The sequence below is a fragment of the Pseudomonas sp. CM25 genome, assembly GCF_013179705.1.
Taxonomy (GTDB): domain Bacteria; phylum Pseudomonadota; class Gammaproteobacteria; order Pseudomonadales; family Pseudomonadaceae; genus Aquipseudomonas.
Window position 1 is genome coordinate 1 of sequence record NZ_JABMCW010000017.1, and the last position, 23,288, is coordinate 23,288.

Sequence of the window (23,288 nt, forward strand, 5' to 3'; positions counted from 1 at the left end):
CATCGGTGTAGGCCACTGGTGGGCACTTGCCCCATACCGGTGCTGGCCAGGCGGCGTCGTCACGCTGGCGAACAATCACATGCATGTGCAACTGACTGACAACATTGCCCAGCGTGGCCACGTTCATCTTGTCGGCTGCGTAACTGGCCTTCAACGCTTCGGCCAGCAGGGTGGTTTCCTGCCACAACTGCTGTTGTTGCGCCGCATCGAGCTCGAACAGTTCACTGATGTCGGCACGTTTGGGCACCAGGATGAACCATGGGTAGTTGGCATCCTTGCTCAGCAGCAGCTGGCACAAGGCAAACTCTCCCAGCACCAGCGAATCCTGCTGCAAACGCGAATCGAGGACGAACACGGCATATCTCCTTAAGCAAAGCCAACCCGCTTCAAGCGGAAAACAGGCTGGCAAGGATACCCTGCACGTTCGCGGTAACACAGCGCTACTTTTCGCACCAAAATGAGGCCCCCCGGCCCCCCTTCACCACACTTGCCACCCCACAAACCACTCTGGATTAACTAGTTGCGGTAACACATTGACTTTCATGACAGCTTTTTAAATTTTAATGATTCTCGACTCCGGCACACCATCAGACAGCCATCGCCCCGTGTTTACGGGACTTTCCGACCCCGGTATTGGGTTTTGTGAAAATTTCATGAAGTGTTGCGAATTTTGAGCACACTTGTTGCATTCCCTTCACGCCAAGTCGGCACGGCATCTGCAAGGGCAGGTGTACGCGACAAATAACAACAGCGGCATTGGTCACCAGGGAGTTTCCTCAGACAGATCCTGTAGTTACAGGTTTGTTACGGTCACGGAAACAGCGCTGGGGTTGTACGACCCCTCAACCGGGGCGTGGTTTGCGACATGGAACTACCTAAAAGCGACATGGCAAAAAAGTTCCGTAAAGAGTGCTTATAGCCATATCGCCAACAACAGTCAGCGTGCTATACATTTTCGCCGACATAACAAGAAAGAGCTGCACCATATAACTAAAACACATGGACGCAGCGGTACTCTTCCTAAAAAACCAAAGGAGCAAATCACGATGCGCGTGATGAAGTGGAGCATGATCGCCCTGGCCGTTGCGGCAGGGACCTCGCAGTTGGCTTTGGCCTCTTCCCAGGACGAGTCCAAGGGTTTCATCGAAGACAGCAAGCTGAACGTCAAGACCCGCATGCTGTACTTCAGCCGTGACTTCCGCAACAACGCGCCCGGCACCCAGAGCCGCGTTGAAGAAACCGGCCTTGGCTTCCTCGGCACCTTCGAGTCGGGCTTCACCCAGGGCACCGTAGGCTTTGGTATCGATGCCATCGGCATGCTCGGCCTCAAACTGGACAGCGGCCGCGGCCGCGCCGGCACCGGCCTGTTCCCGACCGGCTCCGACGGCCGCTCGCAAGATGATTACTCCGAAGGCGGTGGTGCGGTAAAACTGCGCGTTTCCGACACCGTGTTCAAATTCGGCGACCAGTTCACCGCGCTGCCAGTATTTGCCACCGACGACAGCCGCCTGCTGCCGGAAGTTGCCGAAGGTGGCCTGATCACCAGCAACGAAATCAAAGGCCTGACCCTGCATGCCGGTCACTTCACCGCGCTGAACGCACAGGCCCAGACCTACCACGACAGCTTGAACCTGACCGAGGCCAACGTCTTCGGTGGCACCTACGCCATTACCGATAGCCTCAGCAGCAGCGTGTACTACTCGCGCGTGGAAGACCACTTCCGCAAGTGGTACGGCAATATCAACTGGGCGCTGCCGATCAGCGACAAGCAAGGCCTGGTGTTCGACTTCAACATCTATGACACCAAGTCCATCGGTGACAACCGTACCGGCGCGTTCGTCAGCAAGTCCGACGGCAGCAACGACCTGGACAACATCGCAGCCAGCCTCTCGGCCGCCTACAACATTGGCGCCCACACCTTCACCCTGGCCTACCAGAAGGTCAGCGGCGACGGCGATTACGCCTACGGCGTCGACGGTGGCGGCACGGTATTCCTGGCCAACTCGGTTGCCCGTTCCGACTTCAACGCCGAAGACGAGAAATCCTGGCAAGCGCGCTACGACCTGAACTTCGCCGAGTTCGGCGTACCAGGCCTGACCTTCATGACCCGCTACGTTCGCGGTACCGGTGCAACCACCCGCACCACCGACAGCGGCAAGGAATGGGAACGCGACATCGACGTCAAGTACGTGCTGCAGGAAGGCCCGGCCAAGGACCTCAGCTTCCGTGTCCGTCAGGCCACCTACCGCTCGGGTGATGGCGTTTACTACGGTTCCCCGTCGATCGACGAACTGCGCCTGATCGTGGAGTACCCGCTGAGCATCCTGTAAGCCTGGCTTGCAGTGCCCCGCACCTGAAAAAGCCCGGCGATCACGCCGGGCTTTTTCTTGGCTGACAAGCGTCACGCCCTGGGGCATCCTGTACGCCATCGTTTCGCCCCCGTACAATGCGGGGCTATTTCAACGTCTTAGGCAATCGACACGGCTAACCATGCGCACCAGTCAATATTTGCTCGCCACCCAGAAAGAAACTCCTGCCGATGCAGTGGTCATCAGCCATCAGCTCATGCTGCGTGCCGGCATGATCCGCAAACTGGCCTCTGGCCTGTATACCTGGCTGCCGATGGGCCTGCGGGTAATGCGCAAGGTCGAGGCCGTGGTGCGCGAGGAAATGAACGCCGCCGGTGCCCTGGAAGTGCTGATGCCAAGCATCCAGCCTGCCGAACTGTGGCAGGAGTCCGGCCGCTGGGAGCAGTACGGCCCTGAACTGCTGCGCCTGAAAGACCGCCACCAGCGCGATTTCTGTGTAGGCCCTACCCACGAAGAGGTCATCACCGACCTGGCCCGCAACGAGCTGTCCAGCTACAAACAGCTGCCGCTCAACATGTACCAGATCCAGACCAAGTTCCGTGACGAGATCCGCCCGCGCTTCGGCCTGATGCGTGGCCGCGAGTTCATCATGAAGGACGCCTACTCGTTCCATGCCGATCAGGCTTCCCTGCAGGAAACCTACGACCGCATGCACCAGGCGTACAGCAACATCTTTAGCCGCCTGGGCCTGGATTTCCGCCCAGTGCAGGCCGACACCGGCTCCATCGGTGGCAGCTACTCGCACGAGTTCCACGTGCTGGCCGAGTCCGGCGAAGACGACGTGATCTTCAGCGACACCTCGGACTACGCCGCCAACATCGAGAAGGCCGAGGCCATCCCGCGTGAAACCGTGCGCCCTGCCCCAACCGAAGAGCTGCGCCTGGTCGACACCCCAGAGGCCAAGACCATTGCCCAGCTGGTGGAAAACCACGGCCTGGCGATCGAGAAAACCGTCAAGACCCTGATCGTGCGCGGCGCCGAGCAAGGCAAGCTGATCGCCCTGATCGTGCGTGGCGACCATGAACTGAACGAAATCAAGGCCACCAAGCTCGAGCAGGTTGCCGACCCGCTGGTCATGGCTACCGAAGCCGAACTGCGCGACGCCATCGGCGCCGGCGCCGGCTCGCTGGGGCCGCTGAACCTGCCGCTGGAAATCATCATCGACCGTTCGGTTGCCCTGATGAGCGACTTCGGCATCGGCGCCAACATCGATGACAAGCACTATTTCGGGGTCAACTGGGAGCGCGACCTGCCGGTGCCGCAGGTTGCCGACCTGCGCAACGTGGTCGCAGGCGACCCGAGCCCGGACGGCCAGGGCACCCTGGTGATCAAGCGCGGCATCGAAGTGGGCCACATCTTCCAGCTGGGCACCAAGTACAGCGAGGCGCTGAAGTGCCAGGTGCTGGGCGAAAACGGCAAGCCGGTGGTCCTGTCGATGGGCTGCTACGGGATTGGCGTGTCCCGCGTGGTCGCGGCGGCCATCGAGCAGAGCTATGACGACAAGGGCATCATCTGGAACGACGCCCTGGCCCCGTTCCAGATTGCCCTGGTACCGCTGCGCTACGAAACCGACGTGGTTCGCGAGGCAACCGACAAGCTCTACGCCGAGCTGACCGCCGCCGGCTTCGAAGTGCTGCTGGACGACCGCGACAAGAAGACCAGCCCAGGCATCAAGTTTGCCGACATGGAGCTGATCGGTATCCCGCACCGCATCGTCGTCAGCGATCGCGGCCTGGCCGACGGCAACCTGGAATACAAGCACCGCACCGAGCAGGAAGCTCAGCCATTGCCAGTCAATGAAGTGCTGACCTTCCTGCAGGCCCGCGTTCGCCGCTGATAACCAATGCACGAGTGATCATGTTCAAGCGAAGTACCATTACCCTTGGGGGCGCCGCACTTGGCGCCCTGCTCCTCGGCGGCTGCGCCAACCAGATGTCCCAGCGCAGCGACCATGAGGAGCGCGTCGAGCGCAAACTGCTCGAGCACACCCTGCAGATCGATGTCGGCGAGCCGAAGGTGATGGAGCTTCCGCAGCGACGTGTGCGCGTGCATGAGCAGAAGCGCTTCGAAGTCACCGAGTTTGAAGTCACTCGTCGCTATGATCGCTACACACCCTACCAGCCCTGGCGGGAGATCTACGAGATCCCGCTGGGCGCAGTGGCGGTGGTGGCCGGCGTCGGCGCCAATGTGGTCAATGTCTTCGCCTTGGGCAACCTGCCGCAAAGCATCACCCACGATTGGCTCAGCTACGGCGTGGACGGGCTCAACCCGTTCATGAACGTGCCGTCCAACGGCCGCGCCCAGCAGAACCTGGCGGGGATCAGCGAAGTGCAGAAAGGCAAGCGCGAGGAATCGACCAGCGTGCCCTGGAGCGAACGCCTGGTCGAGGTCAAGGCCGGCAAGATGACCCACGAGCTGACCACCGACAGGAGCGGCGTGCTACGCCTGAACCTGCTCGACAGCCCGTTCTCCGAACAGAACCTCAACCACGTCGGCACCCTGCATCTGCAGGTAGTCGACGAGGACAACGCGGTACGTGGCGACGCCAGCCTGCTGGTCAGTGCCACCCTGCGCAACAAGCTGCTCGAAGCCCATGAGCTGATTTTCGATGACCTCGAAGATGATGATGTCGGCCAGTGGGTACACCGGGTCAAGCGCCTGTCCGAGCTGGGCCTTGAAGAGGAAGCCAGCGAAATGGAACAGAGCCTGATCGAGCTGACGCGCAACGACCCTGAACTGCAGCAGGAATTCCTGCAGTCGTTGACCAAGGCTACTGGCCGCTTGGTGGCTGACCCCGGCGCGCAATAACCCGGCATGAACTGAAGCAGCGGCCTTGGCGCTTTCCCTCTTTATATAGGAGGGAACAGCTCCAGCTGCTCATGCGCCCCGCGCAGGTCGCGCAACCTCACCCCCACCCCCAGCAAGCGCACGGGCTTGCCGCCACGGGCGAACGCCTGGCCCAGCAGCTGCCGATAGCTTTCCAGGTCCCTGCCCGCCCCTGCCTGCTCCATGGTGGTCTGGCTGAAGTCATGGAACTTGACCTTGACGAACGGTTTGTCCGGCCGGTAACTGCTGTCCATGCGGGCGATACGCTCGTTCAGGCTGTCCAGCAGTTCCGGCAGCCGCGCCAGGCAGCTGGCCAGGTCTGGCAGGTCGGTGTCGTAGGTGTTTTCCACGCTGACCGACTGGCGACGGCTATCGTTGTGCACCGCCCGCTCATCCACACCGCGCGCCAGCCCCCAGAGGCGCTCGCCAAACGTACCGAACTCCCGCACCAGCGCCAGGCGCGACCATTCACGCAGTTGCAGGCAGGTTTCGATGCCCAGCCGGGTCATTTTTTCTGCCGTGACTTTGCCCACCCCGTGCAACCTGGCCACCGGCAGCGCCGCGACGAACGTTTCCACTTCGCCAGGGGTGATCACGAACAGCCCGTTTGGCTTGCGCCAGTCACTGGCAATCTTGGCCAGGAACTTGTTGGGCGCGACCCCCGCCGACACGGTGATATGCAATGTGCGGGCGACGCGCCGGCGAATGTCCTCGGCAATTCGGGTGGCGCTGCCGGCATACCATTGGCTGTCACTGACATCCAGATACGCTTCATCCAGCGACAGGGGCTCGATCAGCTCGGTGTAGTCGCGAAAGATGGTGTGGATTTCCCGTGAGGCTTCGCGATAGGCCTCGAAGCGCGGCTTGACGATCAGCAGGTCAGGGCACAGCTTGAGTGCGTGCCGGGACGACATGGCCGAGCGTACCCCGTAGGCGCGCGCTTCATAGTTGCAGGTGGCAATGACCCCACGACGATCGGCAGAGCCCCCCACTGCCATGGGCTTGCCGGCCAGGCGCGGGTCGTCACGCATCTCGATCGCGGCGTAGAAACAATCGCAGTCGACGTGGATGATCTTGCGCAAGGACATGGATGACCGTCAGCACTGTAAATTCATACAGATAGTATCGCATGCGCCCTATTCTGAAACAGCTCAGCCACATTGCCACGCGATAATCGGCCTGAAAGCCCCGCCGCGCCTGGGCCAAGTCAGGTTATCAAGCGCTAAGGGATTGAACAAAAACGGTTTTTCTACAAAATTTGCTTGACACCCGGCAGTAAATCCGTAGAATTCGATCTCACAGGCGCGGGATGGAGCAGCCTGGTAGCTCGTCGGGCTCATAACCCGAAGGTCGTCGGTTCAAATCCGGCTCCCGCAACCAGATTCGAGAAAAGGCCACTGTTAACGCAGTGGCCTTTTTCTTTGGCCTCGAAAAAGGCCTCGTTAGAATATTGTGATAAATCAACAACTAACGTTTGACAAAGGTTCAGGAAACTGTAGAATCCGCCCCACAGACGCGGGATGGAGCAGTCTGGTAGCTCGTCGGGCTCATAACCCGAAGGTCGTCGGTTCAAATCCGGCTCCCGCAACCAGCTTCAAGAAAAGGCCACTGTTCATACAGTGGCCTTTTTGTTTGCTCGCAATAACACGCCAGCAAAAGATTTTCGAATATCAGTGACAATCGCTTGACACAATGTTCGTTCGCTGTAGAATGCGCACCTCTGACGCGGGATGGAGCAGTCTGGTAGCTCGTCGGGCTCATAACCCGAAGGTCGTCGGTTCAAATCCGGCTCCCGCAACCATATTCGTCAGAACAAACCCCGCCTGTGTAACAGCAGCGCGGGGTTTGTTGTTTCTGCCCTTCCGTCTTTTCGTCACTTCGATTTTCCCCGCCCTCCAGCCAACCCGCAGGCTTGAGGTGCCGTGCCCAGGATGAACTATCTTTAACCCGGCCAGGCCGCTGAAAGCGGTTGAGGTCGGAGTAACATTGGATACGTTTTCCTAAGGGACTTTCACTTGGCCGCGCCTTTCCTTCACCTCGCGCTAGCTGCCCGGGGTACTTCATGACTTCGCACAACCCAGAACCCCCGGTGCCGCTCGCTTCGGCGCTGCCCGGTGCCGTGCAACGCCTACCCTTGCTCGAACGCCTCAGCCGCTACCGTCAGCCCATCGGCCTGGTGGTGACGCTGGTGCTGTTCACCATGGCCTTGATTGCCTGCCGCCACCTGCTGAGCGAGCTGGACATCTATGCATTGCACGATGCCATGCTCAGCGTGCCGGCCCAGTCATTGCTGGGCGCCTTGCTGGCGACCGTGATCGGCTTCGTGATCCTGCTGGGCTATGAATGGTCGGCCAGCCGCTATGCCGGGGTGAAGCTGCCGGTGGGCACCCTGCTGATGGGCGGCTTCAGCGCCTTCGCCATCGGCAACGCCATCGGCCTGTCGATGCTGTCAGGGGGCTCGGTGCGCTACCGGCTGTATGCACGCCAGGGCCTTGGCGCGGGCGAAGTTGCACGGATGACCGTGTTTGCCAGCCTGTCACTGGGCTGCGCATTGCCGCCGCTGGCCGCCTTGGCCACCCTGAGCGACCTGCCTGCCGCCTCGACCGCGCTGGGCTTGTCAGCTGGCCTGCTGGCGGGTATCGCCACGGCCGTGCTGGTGGCGTCCGGCCTGCTGGTGCTGGGCTTGTACCGCCGGCGCCTGGCAGAGCAACCGCTGGCCAATAACCTGCTGGTGCAGCTGGGTCGCCGCACGCTGCGCCTGCCCGGCGCCCGCCTGGCCGCCCTGCAATTGCTGATTACTGCACTGGATGTGGCTGCTGCCGCCACCGTGCTCTATCTGTTGCTGCCTGAAGCACCGCCTTTCGGCGCGTTTGTGCTGGTGTACCTGCTGGCCCTGGCGGCGGGCGTGCTCAGCCACGTACCAGGCGGCGTCGGGGTGTTTGAAGCGATCCTGCTGGCGGCCTTTGCCGACCAGCTCGGCGCCGCACCGCTGGCAGCCGCCCTGCTGCTGTACCGACTGATCTACGTGGTGCTGCCGCTGTTACTGGCCTGTGTGTTGCTGCTGGCCAACGAAGCCCGGCGCCTGCTGTTTGCGCAACAGGCCATCAAGGCCGCCTCCGGGCTGGCCGCGCCGATCCTGTCGATTCTGGTGTTTCTGTCCGGCGTGGTGCTGCTGTTCTCCGGCGCCACGCCGGAGATCGATACACGCCTGGAGCACATGGGCTTTCTGGTGCCGCACCGCCTGATCGATGCCTCGCACTTCGGCGCCAGCCTGATCGGCGTGCTGTGCCTGCTGTTGGCCCAGGGCCTGCGCCGGCGGCTGTCCGCCGCCTGGCTGCTGACCACCGTGCTGCTGCTGGTCGGCGCCCTGCTGTCGCTGCTCAAGGGATTTGACTGGGAAGAGGCGAGCCTGCTGACGTTTACCGCCATCCTCCTGGCCGTGTTTCGTCGCTCGTTCTACCGCCCTAGCCGCCTGCTGGAGCTACCGTTTTCGCCGGTGTTTCTGGTGGCCAGCGCCTGCACGGTCGGCGCATCGGTGTGGCTGCTGCTGTTCGCCTATCAGGATGTGCCTTACAGCCATCAGCTGTGGTGGCAGTTCACCCTTGATGCCGACGCGCCACGTGGCCTGCGCGCGGCGATGGGCAGCGCCTTGCTGCTGGCAGCCGTGGCGCTGACCTGGCTGCTGCGTACCGCCCCACCAGTGATCCACCTGCCCGATGAACAAGAGCTGCAACGCGCCAACCGTATTCTGCTGGCTTCCGACCAGCCCGACGGTGGCCTGGCGCTGACCGGCGACAAGGCGCTGCTGTTCCACCCAGGTGACAACGCCTTCCTCATGTACGCCCGGCGTGGCCGCAGCCTGGTGGCGTTGTACGACCCGATCGGCCCGGCCCAGGAGCGCGCAGAAATGATCTGGCAGTTCCGCGACCTGTGCGACCTGCACCACGCGCGACCGGTGTTCTACCAGGTGCGCGCCGAGAACCTGCCATTCTACATGGACATCGGCCTGACGGCGCTGAAGCTGGGCGAAGAAGCCCGGGTCGACTTGCGCCGCTTCGACCTCGAAGCCAAGGGCAAGGAAATGAAAGACCTGCGCTACACCTGGAACCGCGGCGGGCGCGATGGCCTCAGCCTGGAAATCCACGAGCACGGTCATGCCCCGCTGGCCGAGCTGAAGGAGATTTCCGACGCCTGGCTCAGCGGCAAGAATGTGCGTGAGAAAGGCTTCTCGCTGGGGCGCTTCAGCCCCGAATACCTGCAGCACTTCCGCATCGCCCTGATTCGCTTCCAGGGCCGCCCGGTGGCCTTCGCCAACCTGCTGGAAACCCATGGCAACGAACTGGCAAGCCTCGACTTGATGCGTGCGCATCCCGAAGCACCCAAGCTGACCATGGAATTCATGATGATCGGCCTGATCCTGCACTACAAGAGCCATGACTACGCCCGCTTCAGCCTGGGCATGGTGCCACTTTCCGGCTTGCAACCACGGCGTGGTGCACCCTTGACCCAACGCCTGGGCTCCATGGTCTTCCGCCGTGGCGAGCAGCTTTACAACTTCCAGGGCTTGCGGCGCTTCAAGGACAAGTTCCAGCCGGACTGGGAACCCCGCTACATGGCCGTGCCAGCCGGGCTCGACCCGCTGGTGGCACTGGCCGACACCGCCGCCCTGATTGCTGGCGGCCTGACTGGATTGGTGAAACGTTGATGACCCGACGCTATTGGCTGTACCTGCTTGTTCCCCTGCTGCTGGCGGCCCTTGGCGGCGCTGCGGCCTTCTGGTTGTGGACCCGCCCCGCCCCCGAGGCGCGCCTGGAGCAACTCACCCTCAATGACACGGCTATCACCCGCGTCACCCCTGGCGTGCACCCCAAGGCGCGGGTGGCCATCGGCGTGCCGCAGGACCAGGCGCTGACCGACAAACAGCTGCTGGACCTGAGCCAGTCAGGTGAGGCGCAACTGGTGCAGGTGATCCTGCCACCGAACGACTGCACCCGGCAGCAACAGGCAATGGACCAGGCCGTGGCGCAGCTGTCCGAGAAGCCAACCCTGGTCGCCGGTATCGGCCCAGGCGCCGCACAAGCCTGGCGCTGGCTGGCCACCCAGACAGACGACAAGGCCAGGGCGATTTCCGTGGACTTCACCGTCGAGCAACCCGGCTGCCAGGTCGCGCTGCCGAAAGCGGCTGCCCACGGCCACTGGAACGTCGCCTGGAACGACAACCCCGATGACGCCAGCGCCGCATTCGTGCGCGACCAGGCCAATGCCGAAACCAGCATCAGCGACTACGACATCCACCTGCCACAAGTGCTCAAGGCCCAGTTGACCCAGGCCCTGGTCGGTCACGATGGCAATGCCCTGGCCATACCGGTGGTCGAGGTACCGGCCGGGCAAACGACCGACACGGTCACCCTGTTCCTCTCCGGTGACGGCGGCTGGCGCGACCTGGACCGCGACGTGGCCGGGGAAATGGCCAAGCTCGGCTACCCGGTGGTTGGCATCGACACACTGCGCTACTACTGGCAGCACAAGACCCCGGAGCAAAGTGCCGCCGACCTTTCCGAACTGATGCAGCACTACCGGCAGAAGTGGGGCACCAAGCGCTTCGTGCTGACCGGTTATTCGTTTGGTGCGGATGTGCTGCCGGCGATCTACAACCGCCTGCCAGCCGAGGACCAGCAACGTATCGATGCGGTGCTGCTGCTGGCCTTCGCCCGCAGCGGCAGCTTCGAGATCGAGGTTGAAGGCTGGCTGGGCAAGGAAGGCCAGGAAGCGCCAACCGGGCCGGAGATGGCCAGGCTGCCGGCGTCCAAGGTGGTGTGTGTGTATGGCGTAGAGGAGACCGACGAGAGCGGCTGTACCGACAAGACCGCTGTGGGCGACCCCCTGAAGCTGCCGGGTGGTCACCACTTCGACGAGAACTACCCGGCGCTGGCCAAGCGCTTGATTGGTGAAATCGAGACCCGCCAAGGCAAGTCGAGCGTAGCAGAACAGAACTGACATGAATCGGGGCCGCTTTGCGGCCCATCGCCGGCAAGCCAGGCTCCCACAAATACTGCGCAATTATTCAACATGACGCGGTCCCGGCGGGAGTCTGGCTTGCCAGCGATGGGCTGCAAAGCAGCCCTTTAGCCATCAGATCTCGACCTGGGTCCCCAGCTCGATTACCCGGTTCAGCGGCAAGTTGAAGAAGCGCAGGTTACCGTTGGCATTCTTCAGCAAGAACGCGAACAGGTTGCCCCGCCAGCGCGACATCCCTTCCAGCCGAGAAGCAATCACCGTCTCGCGGCTGAGGAAGTAGGTGGTGCGCATAGGCGTGAAGTCCAGGTCGTCCAGATGGCACAGCTTCAAGGCCGCCGGCACGTCCGGCTCGTCCATGAAGCCAAAGTGCAACAGCACCCTGAAGAAGCCGTCGCCGTAGGCCTCCACTTCGAAGCGTTCCTGCTCCGGCACGCGCGGCCGGTCTTCGCTGACCACCGTCAACAACACCACCTGGCTGTGCAGCACCTGGTTATGCAGCATGTTGTGCAGCAACGCATGGGGCACCGCATCGGAGCGCGCCGTGAGGAACACCGCCGTGCCCTCGACCCGGTGCGGCGGCTGAATACGGATACTGCTGATGAACAGCGGCAACGGCAGCGCGCCTTCGTCGATGCGCTCCATCAGGATCTGCTTGCCGCGTTTCCAGGTGCTCATCAACAGGAACAGCACACCGCCGGCCAGCACCGGGAAGGCACCGCCCTGGACGATTTTCGGCACGTTGGCGGCAAAGAACAGCCCGTCGACGAACAGGAAACCAAGCAGGATCGGCACCGCCAGCAGCGGCGGCCACTTCCACAGCAGCAGCATCACTGCCGAAACCAGGATGGTGGTCATCAACATGGTGCCGGTCACCGCCACGCCGTAGGCCGCAGCCAGGGCGCCGGATGACTCGAAGCCGATCACCAGCAGCACCACGCCCACCATCAGCGTCCAGTTCACCGCACCAATGTAGATCTGCCCCTGCTCGTCACTGGAGGTGTGCTGGATCTGCATGCGCGGGATGTAGCCCAGCTGGATGGCCTGCCGGGTCAGGGAGAAGGCACCCGAGATGACTGCCTGCGAAGCGATCACCGTGGACATGGTGGCGAGGCCGACCAACGGCAGCAGCGCCCAGCTCGGCGCCAACAGGTAGAACGGGTTGCGCGCCGCGTCAGGGTTTTGCAGCAGCAATGCACCTTGCCCGAAGTAAATGAGCACCAGCGCTGGCAGCACCAGGATGAACCAGGCCCGGGCAATCGGCTTGCGGCCGAAGTGCCCCATGTCGGCGTACAGTGCTTCGGCACCGGTCAGCGCCAGCACCACCGCACCGAGAATGGCCACGCCCATGCCGGGATGGACTACGAAGAAGTTGACTGCCCAGCCCGGGTTGAACGCCTTGAGCACTTCCGGGCTCTGGGAAATGCCATGCACGCCCAACGCGCCCAGCACCACGAACCAGGTGACCATGATCGGGCCGAACAGCTTGCCGATCTTCTCGGTGCCATGCTTCTGTACCAGGAACAGCGCCACCAGCACCACCAGCGAAATCGGCACCACCCAGTGGTCGATGCCGTCGAAGGCCAGGCCCATGCCCTCCACGGCCGACAGCACCGACACCGCCGGGGTGATCATGCTGTCGCCGTAGAACAGCGACGCGCCGATCAGGCCACAGATCACCATCAACGTGCGCAGCCGCGGATACGCCGCCGTGGCCCGCCGCGCCAGGGCGGTCAGCGCCATGGTGCCGCCCTCGCCCTGGTTGTCGGCGCGCAGGATGAACATCACGTACTTGAACGAAACCACCCACAGCAGCGACCACAATATCAGCGACAGGATGCCCAGCACGCCATCGTGGTTGACCGGCACCCCGTAACCGCCGGTAAAGACTTCCTTGAGGGTATACAACGGGCTGGTGCCGATATCGCCATACACCACCCCGACCGCCGCCACGAGCAGGCCCACCGACCGCGCCGCACCCTGCTTGCCCTCGTGCCCGCCCTCAGCGTGACTGCTTGCCTGAAACATCGACCACTCCCGCACGCGGCCATCACGGCCCTTGATATTCAATCTGCCGCCAAGCGCTCGCAGGCACCTTGACGTAAAGGCGCGAAGCATAGCGCAGCGTTCGTCGTATTTCTGCTGGTCAAGCGCCCCTGCGCTCGCTAGAATTGCGCACTTTTTGATCAGAGGCGCAAAAAAGCGCCCGTCAAGCTCGCCCCCGATTCCGGCCGGGCGACCTGCATTCAATACCGAGGTTAGTCATGTCCACCACGCCCGCCACCCCCAAGGTAGGTTTCGTAAGCCTGGGTTGCCCAAAAGCCCTGGTCGATTCCGAGCGCATCCTTACCCAGCTGCGCATGGAAGGCTATGAAGTCGTGCCCACCTACGAGGACGCCGACGTGGTGGTGGTCAACACCTGCGGCTTCATCGACAGCGCCAAGGCCGAGTCGCTGGAAGTGATCGGCGAAGCGATCAAGGAAAACGGCAAGGTCATCGTCACCGGCTGCATGGGTGTCGAAGAAGGCAGCATCCGTGACGTGCACCCCAGCGTGCTGTCGGTCACCGGCCCACAGCAGTACGAGCAGGTGGTCAACGCCGTGCACGAAGTGGTACCGCCGCGCCAGGACCACAACCCGCTGATCGACCTGGTGCCGCCACAGGGCATCAAGCTGACCCCGCGTCACTACGCGTACCTGAAAATTTCCGAAGGCTGCAACCACAGCTGCAGCTTCTGCATCATTCCGTCGATGCGCGGCAAGCTGGTCAGCCGCCCGGTGGGCGAAGTGCTGAGCGAAGCCGAGCGCCTGGTCAAGGCCGGGGTCAAGGAGATCCTGGTAATCTCCCAGGACACCAGCGCCTACGGCGTCGACGTCAAGTACAAGACCGACTTCTGGAACGGCCGCCCGGTCAAGACCCGCATGCTGGAGCTGTGCGAGGCCCTGAGCAGCCTGGGTGCCTGGGTTCGCCTGCACTATGTGTATCCGTACCCGAACGTCGACGACGTGATCCCGCTGATGGCCGCCGGCAAGATCCTGCCTTACCTGGACATCCCGTTCCAGCACGCCAGCCCGAAAGTGCTCAAGTCGATGAAGCGCCCGGCCTTCGAAGACCGTACCCTGGCGCGTATCAAGAACTGGCGCGAGCAGTGCCCGGAGCTGGTAATACGCTCCACCTTCATCGTCGGCTTCCCTGGCGAGACCGAGGAAGACTTCCAGTACCTGCTGGACTGGCTGACCGAGGCGCAGCTGGACCGCGTGGGCTGCTTCCAGTATTCGCCAGTCGAGGGCGCCCCGGCCAACGACCTGGGCCTGGAAGAGGTGCCAGATGACGTCAAGCAGGAACGTTGGGACCGCTTCATGGCCCACCAGCAGGCCATCAGCACGGCGCGCCTGCAACTGCGTATCGGCAAGGAAATCGAAGTATTGATCGATGAAGTCGAGGAGCAGGGTTCGGTTGGCCGCAGCTTCTTTGATGCCCCTGAAATCGACGGCAGCGTGTTCATCGACGGCGACCATGGCTTCAAGCCAGGCGACAAGGTCCGTTGCCGTGTGGTGGATGCCGACGAATACGATATGTGGGCTGAGCCTGTCTGACGGGTCTGAAAGCTGAAAAAGCCCCCGCCCCGGCACTCCCCACCAGGAATGCCCGGGGCAGGGGCTTTTTTTGTCAGAACGTGTGAAACAGCATCAGGCCGCCCTCGGCATCCGGGCTGGCGTCCGAGAACCCCTTGACCGCGTAGAGCTGGACCTTCCACTGCTGGTTGAGCTTGTGGGTCAGGAACAGGGTGAGCTCCTGGATCTGCGACCCCGTCGAGACCACTTTCTGCCGCCAGTCGTAGGAGGCGCCTGCCGACGTGCCTGTAGCCACAGGTATGGCGAAGCCGAGGCTGACAAATACCGGGTCGTCAAAATCGCTGTCGGGCGGGTCGCCGAACTTTTTCCAGCCCAAAGTTGCGAAGCCGGTGACAGGGCCGAAGGCCTTGGCGATGTCGACCTGGGCGGTGTAGTCGTACTCACCGGTGCCCAGGCACTGATCTTCATCGGCAGTGGGGAATTTGATCTTGCCGATCAGGTCGAGCATCACGCCGCCATCGTTGCCATCGAGCAGGGCATAACCGGCGCTGGCAACGGTATCGCCCAGCCCGCTTTCGACATTGCGGCAGCCACCGGGCAAGGGGTCGCCATTGGGGCCTACTTCGGGGTTGGTGATGCGCAGCCAGGGCACGGTGACCTTGTAGGTCATGGGCCCGGTTTCATATTTACCGACCACGGGAACGTACCAGATCTCCGAAGTGGTGCCGGTGCCATAGTCGCCGCTCGAATAGTCCATGCCCATGGCGGCGCTAAAGGTATCGGCCAAGGCCGGCGCACTGATACAAGACAGCAAGCAGGCGAAAACAGGAAGCGCGGGTCTCATCTGCACCTCAGTACCCTTCGGGTATGTGATCGGACTTACCCAGCCTAGTTGCCTAACGCCCGGATCGCTCTGGATGCTCTGTTTTTTCGGGCTTCTCGACTTTTTCCACCTTTTCCACCTTTTCTACTTTCTCTACTTTCTCTACTTTCTCTACTTTCTCTACTTTCTCTACCTTCTCTACCTTCTCTACCTTCTCTACCTTCTCTACCTTCTCAGGCTTTTCGACCTTCTCTACTTTTTCGACTTTCTCTACTTTTTCAACCTTCTCAACCTTTTCGGGTTTTTCGGCCTTTTCGATCTGGACCTTTTCTACCCGATCAGAACTTCCACTATTGCGGCTCTCGACCTTCTCCAGGTTATCGAGTTGTTCGGACTTTCCAGACTTGTCCACGCGTTCAGTGCTGCCATGCCCACTCGCGTCGTCAACAGCATCGCGCCCACCGTGATCATCCCTGGTTTCACTGCGACCGCCTGTTGCATCCCCGGTGCCATGACCACTGTTACCGGAACCTCCGGACTCACTGCTGCCGTGCTCGCTGCTGCGCCCCGAATGCCCTTTTTCCGGGTGTTCGGCACGGTCGTCGTCGAACTCCACCCGGGTTGCCCGCAATTCGTGGGTACCGTTGAGCACCCCACTCACCCGCACCCGTTGATCGAGCGCCAGCGCGGCTGGCTGCTTGCCGACAATCACGGTGTCCTGCCCCAACGTCACATTGATGCCACCCACCACCAGCTGCCGCGCCTGCGTGCGCTGCACCAACCCTTCGATCACTGCCTGCTGCACACGGCCCGCAAAAGGCAGGCTCGGGTCAGGGCGGGTTTGCGCCACTTCCAGCTGGCGCCCGGTCCACTGGCCGCGCACCAGCACTTCCCGCGCGGGCGCCACACGGGTTCCCAGTTTCAGGCCCTGCAGGCTACCAGCACGGTCAACCGCACCGATGGCGCTGGCCTCTTTCAACCCTGGGGCCCGTTCGATACGGCTAGCCACCACGTTGCCACTGGCGTCACGCAGGCCGCTGACCCTGACCGGCTCGCCCGGGCGCAGCCCTTCAGCCACCCGCGCGCCTGCGGCAAGCCGTACAGGTTGGCCCATGACGCGCAGGGGGGCCGAAGCACTCGGGAGTGCCGTCAGCGGCCCTTCGAAGGCGTTGAGAATCGAGATGCGCCCAGCCTGCAAGCCGCGCTGGGTGGCAAACGCCTCCACCGCCACCACCTGCCCGATTGCCAGGTGACCCGTGCTGGCTGGCGCACCGTTTTCACTCACCGGTACATCCTTGCCATAGTGCACTTCCATGCCATTCACGCAGATGGAGGCAAAACCGGTGATGGTGCCGACGATACCGGTACCGCCGGTGCCGCCCGGGCGCAGGATCGGGGCACCGGTACCGCCTACGCCACCGCTGCCATGCTCGAGGTAGCTACCGTCGACACCCTCGGCCACCGCCCCGGTCCCGCCTGTACCACCGGGGCGGTGTGGAAGTGGCGCGCCGGTGCCGCCGACACCGCCGCTTTCACTGCGCGCACCGGTACCGCCCACCCCACCCGGGGACTGCAAGCCTGCCGCACCGCCCATGCCCACTTCCTCGCGGCTGACGCACACCGGCGCAGCGGCCACCTGGGCAGGCGCCACCAGGTTCAAGCCGAAAACCAGGGCAAAGGTGACGGCACTGAAGCAGCGCGAGAGAAGAGTCATGGGCGTGGGGTCTTGGACGGATCGGGGTCGGTCGCTTCAGTGTAGAAATAAAGCCCGACAGTGATGCGTTGACGTTGATCCGGGCCAGGTTCATCAGTGCTTTCCAGCTCTGCTGCCAGCCGGCTGAAAGCGAGTAGCGTCCGCATGCCATCCTTGGCGACCACATCACGTAAATGGGCGACGCCGTCAGGGCTGAGCGCGTCGTAGTGCACGCTACGTTCAAAAAACGGCGGGGTTTGGTCAGTAAGGTTATGCACCGCTGCGCAGGCATGGTCATGCAGGTTGTGGCCGAAGTACGCGGCTTTTTCATCGAAGCCCTGCTGTGGCACGAACGCCTGGGCTTGCAGGTGCACGCAATCCTGCTCATCCAGCCGGACGACGCCCAGACGCAACCATTCATCCAGCACCACCCGGCCGCGGATATCGGTGCTGACCTTGGCTACCAGGGCATCGAACGAACAGTCGCCGCCGACACTTGCCAGCCGCGGCAGCGCCAATGCCTGGCCAGGTGCCGAGCAGAACGGCGGGCTCGTGGTCCAGAGATTCACCAGTTGTGCGCCAAGCGTGATGTTTTCAGGCAGGGTCGCGTGGTAGGTGTTGCTTTCACTGCGCAGCCGGCGGACATCCTTGCGATGAACACCTGTGAGCAGACTGATACGGCTGTCGGTTGGCGCGGTGTCGTCGAGGCGAAACTCGCGATGGGCCACGTCGACGAACACCTCCTTGAGCAGGTCGGCGAACATCGTGTAGGTCACCCCTTTGCGCAGCATCAGGCGCACCAGCGGGCGCATGACACGCCGCAGTGCGCTTAACATCGAAGGCGGTAAGGTGGGCGATTGCATTGAGCGCATTCCTTGACAGATGAACCCAGTATACGGCGCGGGAAAACATCCCACACCAACTGTGGTCGCACCCCCGGGCGGGGCGCCGGATGACTGTCAGCGCTCAGTGCACTCGTGCTGAGTGAGGCGGCTACAGTTCAGAGCCACTCAGCTCCTGCTGTTGTCATCACCCGGTTCGCCACCCACATGGTTGCCGTGATCATCACCAGGTTCGCCACCAACGTGATTGCCGTGATCATCGCCAGGCTCGCCACCGACATGATTACCATGATCATCCCCGGGCTCACCGCCAATGTGATTGCCATGATCGTCACCGGGCTCACCACCAACATGATTGCCGTGATCGTCACCGGGCTCACCACCAACGTGATTGCCATGGTCATCACCCGCTTCAGCATGGGTACCGCTGCGCCCGGAATTCGAGTTGCCGGCGTCGCCGTGGCCCGTGCCACTGTTGCCCGCATGGCCATTTCCACCGTCGTGGCCACCGCCACTGCCGCTTCCACCCCCGTGGCCACCACCCCCGCCACTTCCGCCACCATGGCCACCACCACCGCTTCCGCCACCATGGCCGCCGCCACCGCCGCCACCGTGACCACCGCCACCGCCGCCACTTCCGCCACCGTGACCACCGCCGCCGCCGCCACTTCCACCACCGTGGCCACCTCCGCCACCGCCGTGGCCGCCACCGCCACCGCCACCGCCACCATCCTTGGCGTAGGCAGAGGAGCCATGAGAAATCGAGTCAGGGACCAACACGATGGAAGTCGACAGCAGGCCAGCAACGGCTACAGCCAACAGTGCCTTTTTGAATAGCATGTGGATTTGCATTTTCCGTCTCCAGATCGTCGCCACGAGACACGCCAAATCAGCCGGGGATCTTGTTTAAGGTGGTTTAGTCAATACGTGGGATTTTTTCCCACGAGTAAGTAATAGACCGCTCCCGCTTCAGGTTCAAGTGCCACCCTGGCAAGCCGACCGGCGGCGGGCCTGCTATGTTGTGGTTATCTCGATGCAGGAGCCTTGGCATGCAACCGCTATTGACGCTGCAAACCCCGCGCTTGCGGGACTACGGCGAATTGGTACAGGTCTGGGAGGACTCGGTACGTGCCACCCACGATTTCCTGCCGGAGGGGTACATCGTTTTGCTGCGCGAGCAGGTATTGCGCCGCTACCTCGACGCGGTGATGCTGATCTGCTGCAAGGACCAGCAACGTATCTGCGGCTTCGCCGGGGTCGCCAACGGCCGGGTGGATATGCTGTTCGTCGCACCTGAATACCGTGGCAAAGGGGTAGGCAAGCGCCTGCTGCGCTATGCAATCGACGAGCTGAACGGCGAGCGGCTGGACGTCAACGAGCAAAACCCGCAAGCCCTGGGCTTCTACCTGCACCAGGGCTTCGAGGTGATTGGCCGCTCGGAGACCGATGGCCTGGGGCAGCCCTACCCTTTGCTGCACATGCGGCTGCGCAAAATGGCGTAAATGACACAGATTCCCAGCCCCTCTGCCGCTTGGGCAGGTACAATGCAGGCCTTTCCCTGCCTTTGCGAATTGCCGTCATGTCCGAACCCACCCGTCTGTCCAAACGCCTCATCGAGCAGCTTGGCTGTTCCCGCCGCGAGGCCGAGATGTATATCGAAGGCGGCTGGGTCACCGTCGATGGCGTGGTGGTCGAGCAGCCACAGTTCAAGGTCGAGCAGCAGCGCGTCGAACTGCTGCCAGGCGCCCGCGCCGAAACCCTGGAACCGGTGACCCTGCTGCTGAACCAGGCGGTCGGCGTGGACATCGAAAGCGCCCGCGCCAGCATGAACATGGCCACCTTGAGCGAAGCCCACCGTGAAGGTGTGCGTGCCTTGCATGGGCATTTTACCCGTCAGGTTTGTGTCGCCCCCCTGGAACGTGGCGCCAGCGGCCTGCAGGTCTTCAGCCAGGACTGGCGGGTAACCCGCAAGATCGAGACCGACCTGCGCCGCCTGGAGCAGGAATTCATTGTCGAGGTACGCGGCGAAACCACACCCCAGGCACTGGAGCGCCTGGCGCGCGGGGCCATGCGCAACGACCGCGAACTGCCAAAGGCCAAGGCCAGCTGGCAGAACGAAACCCACCTGCGCATGGTGCTGAAAAACCCGCAACCCGGGCAGATCTCCGAACTGTGCGCCTACCTGCGCCTGGAGCTGCTGGGCATGCGCCGCATTCGCCTGGGTGGCGTGTCCATGGGCAAGCTGCCCCTGGGCCAGTGGCGCTACGTGGCCGCTACCGAACGTTTTTAAGTGATACGCCGCACTGGACAGTGCGGCACCTGAACAGGATTCTGCAGCAATGAACCACAACGATGTCCTGCGCAGCCTGCGCTACATGCTCAAGGTGAATGACGCCAAGATGGCCGAAATCATCAAGCTTTCCGGCCTCGAAGTGCAGCCTCCGGTGCTGGCCACCTACCTGAAGAAAGAAGAGGAGGAAGGCTTCGAGCGCTGCCCGGAACGGGTGATGGCGCACTTTCTCGATGGCCTGGTGATCTACCGCCGCGGCAAGGATGACAGTCGCCCGCCGCAGCCGATCGAGCTGCCGGTGACCAACAACCTCATCCTGAAGAAGCTGCGGGTGGCCTTCGAGCTCAAGGAAGACGACCTGCACGTGATTCTCAAATCGGTCAACTTCCCGGTCAGCAAACCAGAGCTCAGCGCGCTGTTCCGCAAGTCTGGTCATGACAACTACCGCCCGTGCGGCGACCAGTTGCTGCGCAACTTCCTCAAGGGCCTGACCTTGCGCGTGCGCGGCTGATTGGCCATGCAGCACACGGTTACCCCGGTCGGCATCGTTCACTCCTGCTTCAAGGAGAAGTTCGCCATCCCGCGCCAGCCCCAACTGGCGCCCGCCGCCCGCGGCGTGCTGGAACTGCTGCCGCCGTTCGACCAGGGTGATGCGGTGCAGGGCCTGGAGCAGGTCAGCCATGTCTGGCTGCTGTTCCTGTTCCACCAGGCCCTGGAGGACAAGCCACGCCTGAAGGTGCGCCCCCCGCGCCTGGGCGGTAACAAGAGCATGGGGGTGTTCGCCACCCGCGCCACCCACCGGCCCAACGGTATCGGCCAGTCGGTGGTGCGCCTGGAGGGCGTGGAGCCCGGGCGGCTGCTGCTGTCCGGGATCGACCTGCTCGACGGCACGCCGGTGCTCGACATCAAGCCCTATGTGCCCTACGCCGACAGCGTCACGGGCGCCAGCAACCAGATGGCCAGCCAGGCGCCCGCCGCAATTGCCGTGCAGTGGGCCGACGGCGCCCTGCCCGAGGCCCGCGAGCATGCGCTGCGCCTCGATGAGCCCTTGGTGGAGCTGATCGAGCAATGCCTGGCTCAAGACCCACGGCCGGCCTACCAGGTACCGCCGGCGGAGCGGGTGTATGGGGTAAAGTTCTGGGATGTGCAGGTAAGGTGGCATTACCCGCAGCCGGAGGTGATCCGGGTGCTGGAGGTGGTGCGGGCCTGAAAACCCAACCATCAACCACGAAAAAGGCGACCCGGAGGTCGCCTTTTTCAGTTCACGGAGCCGCGATCAGCGAGCCGGGCCTTCCGCCACGCCCAGGTCGTCGGTCGGACGGGTATCGAGCAGCGGCGCACCACCGGAGGCCAGCTCCGATGCCAGCTTGTCGTTGTCCATTTCGTTGACCCACTTGGCCACCACCACGGTGGCAACCGCGTTGCCCACCAGGTTGGTCAAGGCACGGGCTTCGGACATGAAGCGGTCGATGCCGAGGATCAGCGCCAGGCCGGCAACCGGCAGGTGCCCAACCGCCGAGAGGGTAGCGGCGAGGACGATGAAGCCCGAACCGGTAACGCCGGCAGCACCTTTGGACGCCACCAGCAGCACCAGCAACAGGGTGATCTGGTGAGTGATGTCCATGGTGGTGTCGGTCGCCTGGGCAATGAACACCGCAGCCATGGTCAGGTAGATCGAGGTGCCGTCCAGATTGAACGAGTAACCGGTTGGGATCACCAGGCCAACCACCGACTTCTTGGCACCCAGGCGTTCCATCTTGGCCAGCATGCGTGGCAGGGCCGATTCCGACGAGGACGTCCCCAGCACGATCAGCAGTTCTTCGCGGATGTAGCGGATCAGCTTGAGCACGCTGAAACCGTGGGCGCGGCAGATACCGCCCAGCACCACCAGCACGAACAGCAGGCAGGTGATGTAGAAGCAGGCCATCAGGTAGCCCAGCTGCACCAGCGAGCCAACGCCGTATTGGCCGATGGTGAAGGCCATGGCACCCATGGCGCCGATCGGGGCCAGCTTCATGATCATGTTGATGATGTTGAACATGACATGGGCGAAGCGGTCGATCATGTCCAGCAGCGGCTTGCCGTAGCTGCCCAGGCGGTGCAGGGCGAAGCCGAACAGCACCGAGAACATCAGCACTTGCAGGATGTCGCCATTGGCAAACGCACCCACCACGGTGTTGGGGATGACGTTGAGCAGGAAGCCGATGGTGGTCTGCTGCGCGCCGGCAGCGGCGTAGGCAGCCACGCTGCTGGCGTTCAGGGTGCTGACGTCGATGTGCATGCCAGCGCCCGGCTTGACCACGTTGACGACGACGAGGCCGATGATCAGGGCGATGGTGGAAACCACTTCAAAGTACAACAACGCGTAGCCGCCGGTCTTGCCGACCGATTTCATGCTCTGCATGCCGGCGATGCCGCTGACCACAGTGCAGAAGATGATCGGGGCGATGACCATCTTGATCAGTTTGACGAAGCCGTCACCCAAGGGTTTGAGGGCAACGCCCGTTTCCGGGTAGTAGTGGCCGAGCAGGATACCGATGGTGATGGCGACCAACACCTGGACATACAGGGATTTGTACAGCGGCTGACGTGTCGTCATGGCTAATTTTCCTCAAGTGTGCCGGTTCACCCTTCCCAGGGTGATGGGGCACCTGAATCGCTAACCCTCCTGCACCTGGAGGGATTTGTCGTTGTGTTCGAGCTGCCTGGGCAGGCCTCTGCAAGGATCAATAGCAAGGGTGGTGCCAAAATGCCCATGAAGGGTGCAAGGGCCATGTTTACGAGGAAAAGCTGCCCGATGACGGGGCGATTTGCCTGACGAAGGCTGGCGGATTTCCGCCCGGTGGCGGGTTTTG

General features: G+C 62.6%; 18 protein-coding genes and 3 tRNA genes. 13 read left to right on the forward strand and 8 right to left on the reverse strand.

Annotated features, from left to right (window positions below):
* On the reverse strand, positions 1–355 hold a 355-nt coding region (locus tag HP546_RS03515), incomplete at its 3' end, for an HIT domain-containing protein (protein ID WP_172219675.1).
* 691 nt (positions 356–1,046) lie between these two features.
* Between HP546_RS03515 and HP546_RS03520 the strand changes: the two genes are divergently transcribed.
* The 3 genes from HP546_RS03520 to HP546_RS03530 all read left to right on the forward strand — a co-directional run bounded on the left by HP546_RS03520 (position 1,047) and on the right by HP546_RS03530 (position 5,177).
* Positions 1,047–2,330 carry an OprD family porin gene (locus HP546_RS03520; RefSeq protein ID WP_172219677.1) on the forward strand — a complete coding sequence of 428 codons (1,284 nt, stop codon included), beginning with the start codon at positions 1,047–1,049 and terminating at the stop codon, positions 2,328–2,330.
* 160 nt (positions 2,331–2,490) lie between these two features.
* Positions 2,491–4,206 (forward strand): proline--tRNA ligase, encoded by a 1,716-nt coding sequence (locus HP546_RS03525; RefSeq protein ID WP_172219679.1) that lies wholly within the window; start codon positions 2,491–2,493, stop codon positions 4,204–4,206.
* Between the two features lie 20 nt (positions 4,207–4,226).
* The gene (locus HP546_RS03530; RefSeq protein WP_172219681.1) at positions 4,227–5,177 is read left to right on the forward strand and encodes a hypothetical protein; all 951 of its coding nucleotides are present in this window, start codon (positions 4,227–4,229) and stop codon (positions 5,175–5,177) included.
* Positions 5,178–5,218: 41 nt separating this feature from the next.
* On the opposite strand, the gene dinB is transcribed toward HP546_RS03530, so the two are convergent.
* A complete protein-coding gene (gene dinB, locus HP546_RS03535) occupies positions 5,219–6,277 on the reverse strand; it encodes a DNA polymerase IV (protein WP_172219750.1) in 1,059 nt (352 codons plus the stop codon).
* 221 nt (positions 6,278–6,498) lie between these two features.
* On the opposite strand from dinB, the gene HP546_RS03540 reads away from it, so the two are divergent.
* From HP546_RS03540 to HP546_RS03560, 5 genes are all read left to right on the forward strand, one after another.
* Positions 6,499–6,575, forward strand: a tRNA-Met gene (locus HP546_RS03540).
* A gap of 134 nt (positions 6,576–6,709) precedes the next feature.
* Positions 6,710–6,786: transfer RNA gene (locus HP546_RS03545), tRNA-Met, on the forward strand.
* A gap of 133 nt (positions 6,787–6,919) precedes the next feature.
* A tRNA-Met gene (locus HP546_RS03550) sits at positions 6,920–6,996 on the forward strand.
* Between the two features lie 261 nt (positions 6,997–7,257).
* Entirely contained in the window at positions 7,258–9,900 is a 2,643-nt protein-coding gene (gene mprF / locus HP546_RS03555) for a bifunctional lysylphosphatidylglycerol flippase/synthetase MprF (protein WP_172219683.1), read from the forward strand.
* Positions 9,900–11,192, forward strand: coding sequence for a virulence factor family protein (locus HP546_RS03560; RefSeq protein WP_172219685.1), 1,293 nt, complete (start codon positions 9,900–9,902; stop codon positions 11,190–11,192). The genes mprF and HP546_RS03560 overlap by 1 nt, the downstream gene beginning before the upstream one ends.
* A 135-nt stretch (positions 11,193–11,327) precedes the next feature.
* On the opposite strand, the gene HP546_RS03565 is transcribed toward HP546_RS03560, so the two are convergent.
* Positions 11,328–13,238: a potassium transporter Kup gene (locus HP546_RS03565; RefSeq protein ID WP_172219687.1), complete on the reverse strand. Its 1,911-nt coding sequence runs from the start codon at positions 13,236–13,238 to the stop codon at positions 11,328–11,330.
* Between the two features lie 236 nt (positions 13,239–13,474).
* Here HP546_RS03565 and rimO point away from each other — a divergent pair, with 236 nt between their 5' ends.
* Entirely contained in the window at positions 13,475–14,806 is a 1,332-nt protein-coding gene (rimO, locus tag HP546_RS03570) for a 30S ribosomal protein S12 methylthiotransferase RimO (RefSeq protein ID WP_172219689.1), read from the forward strand.
* Between the two features lie 73 nt (positions 14,807–14,879).
* On the opposite strand, the gene HP546_RS03575 is transcribed toward rimO, so the two are convergent.
* From HP546_RS03575 to HP546_RS31275, 4 genes are all read right to left on the reverse strand, one after another.
* Complete coding sequence (locus HP546_RS03575; protein ID WP_172219691.1) at positions 14,880–15,629, reverse strand: hypothetical protein; 750 nt, start codon at positions 15,627–15,629, stop codon at positions 14,880–14,882.
* 52 nt (positions 15,630–15,681) lie between these two features.
* A complete protein-coding gene (locus tag HP546_RS03580) occupies positions 15,682–17,322 on the reverse strand; it encodes a DUF5666 domain-containing protein (RefSeq protein WP_172219693.1) in 1,641 nt (546 codons plus the stop codon).
* Positions 17,319–18,164 carry a DUF6502 family protein gene (locus HP546_RS03585; RefSeq protein WP_172219695.1) on the reverse strand — a complete coding sequence of 282 codons (846 nt, stop codon included), beginning with the start codon at positions 18,162–18,164 and terminating at the stop codon, positions 17,319–17,321. Before HP546_RS03585 ends, HP546_RS03580 begins: the two co-directional genes overlap by 4 nt.
* A 147-nt stretch (positions 18,165–18,311) precedes the next feature.
* Positions 18,312–18,983 carry a hypothetical protein gene (locus HP546_RS31275; protein WP_256678419.1) on the reverse strand — a complete coding sequence of 224 codons (672 nt, stop codon included), beginning with the start codon at positions 18,981–18,983 and terminating at the stop codon, positions 18,312–18,314.
* Positions 18,984–19,192: 209 nt separating this feature from the next.
* Between HP546_RS31275 and HP546_RS03600 the strand changes: the two genes are divergently transcribed.
* The 4 genes from HP546_RS03600 (at position 19,193) to tsaA (ending at position 21,643) form a co-directional block, all read left to right on the forward strand.
* Complete coding sequence (locus tag HP546_RS03600) at positions 19,193–19,645, forward strand: GNAT family N-acetyltransferase (RefSeq protein ID WP_172219700.1); 453 nt, start codon at positions 19,193–19,195, stop codon at positions 19,643–19,645.
* Positions 19,646–19,722: 77 nt separating this feature from the next.
* On the forward strand, positions 19,723–20,433 hold the full coding sequence (locus tag HP546_RS03605; RefSeq protein WP_172219702.1) for an rRNA pseudouridine synthase: 711 nt from the start codon (positions 19,723–19,725) through the stop codon (positions 20,431–20,433).
* Positions 20,434–20,482: 49 nt separating this feature from the next.
* Positions 20,483–20,944: a DUF1456 family protein gene (locus HP546_RS03610; protein WP_172219704.1), complete on the forward strand. Its 462-nt coding sequence runs from the start codon at positions 20,483–20,485 to the stop codon at positions 20,942–20,944.
* Between the two features lie 6 nt (positions 20,945–20,950).
* Positions 20,951–21,643: a tRNA (N6-threonylcarbamoyladenosine(37)-N6)-methyltransferase TrmO gene (tsaA, locus tag HP546_RS03615; protein ID WP_172219706.1), complete on the forward strand. Its 693-nt coding sequence runs from the start codon at positions 20,951–20,953 to the stop codon at positions 21,641–21,643.
* 66 nt (positions 21,644–21,709) lie between these two features.
* On the opposite strand, the gene HP546_RS03620 is transcribed toward tsaA, so the two are convergent.
* Positions 21,710–23,032, reverse strand: coding sequence for a dicarboxylate/amino acid:cation symporter (locus HP546_RS03620; RefSeq protein ID WP_172219708.1), 1,323 nt, complete (start codon positions 23,030–23,032; stop codon positions 21,710–21,712).
* Positions 23,033–23,288: the final 256 nt, after the last annotated feature.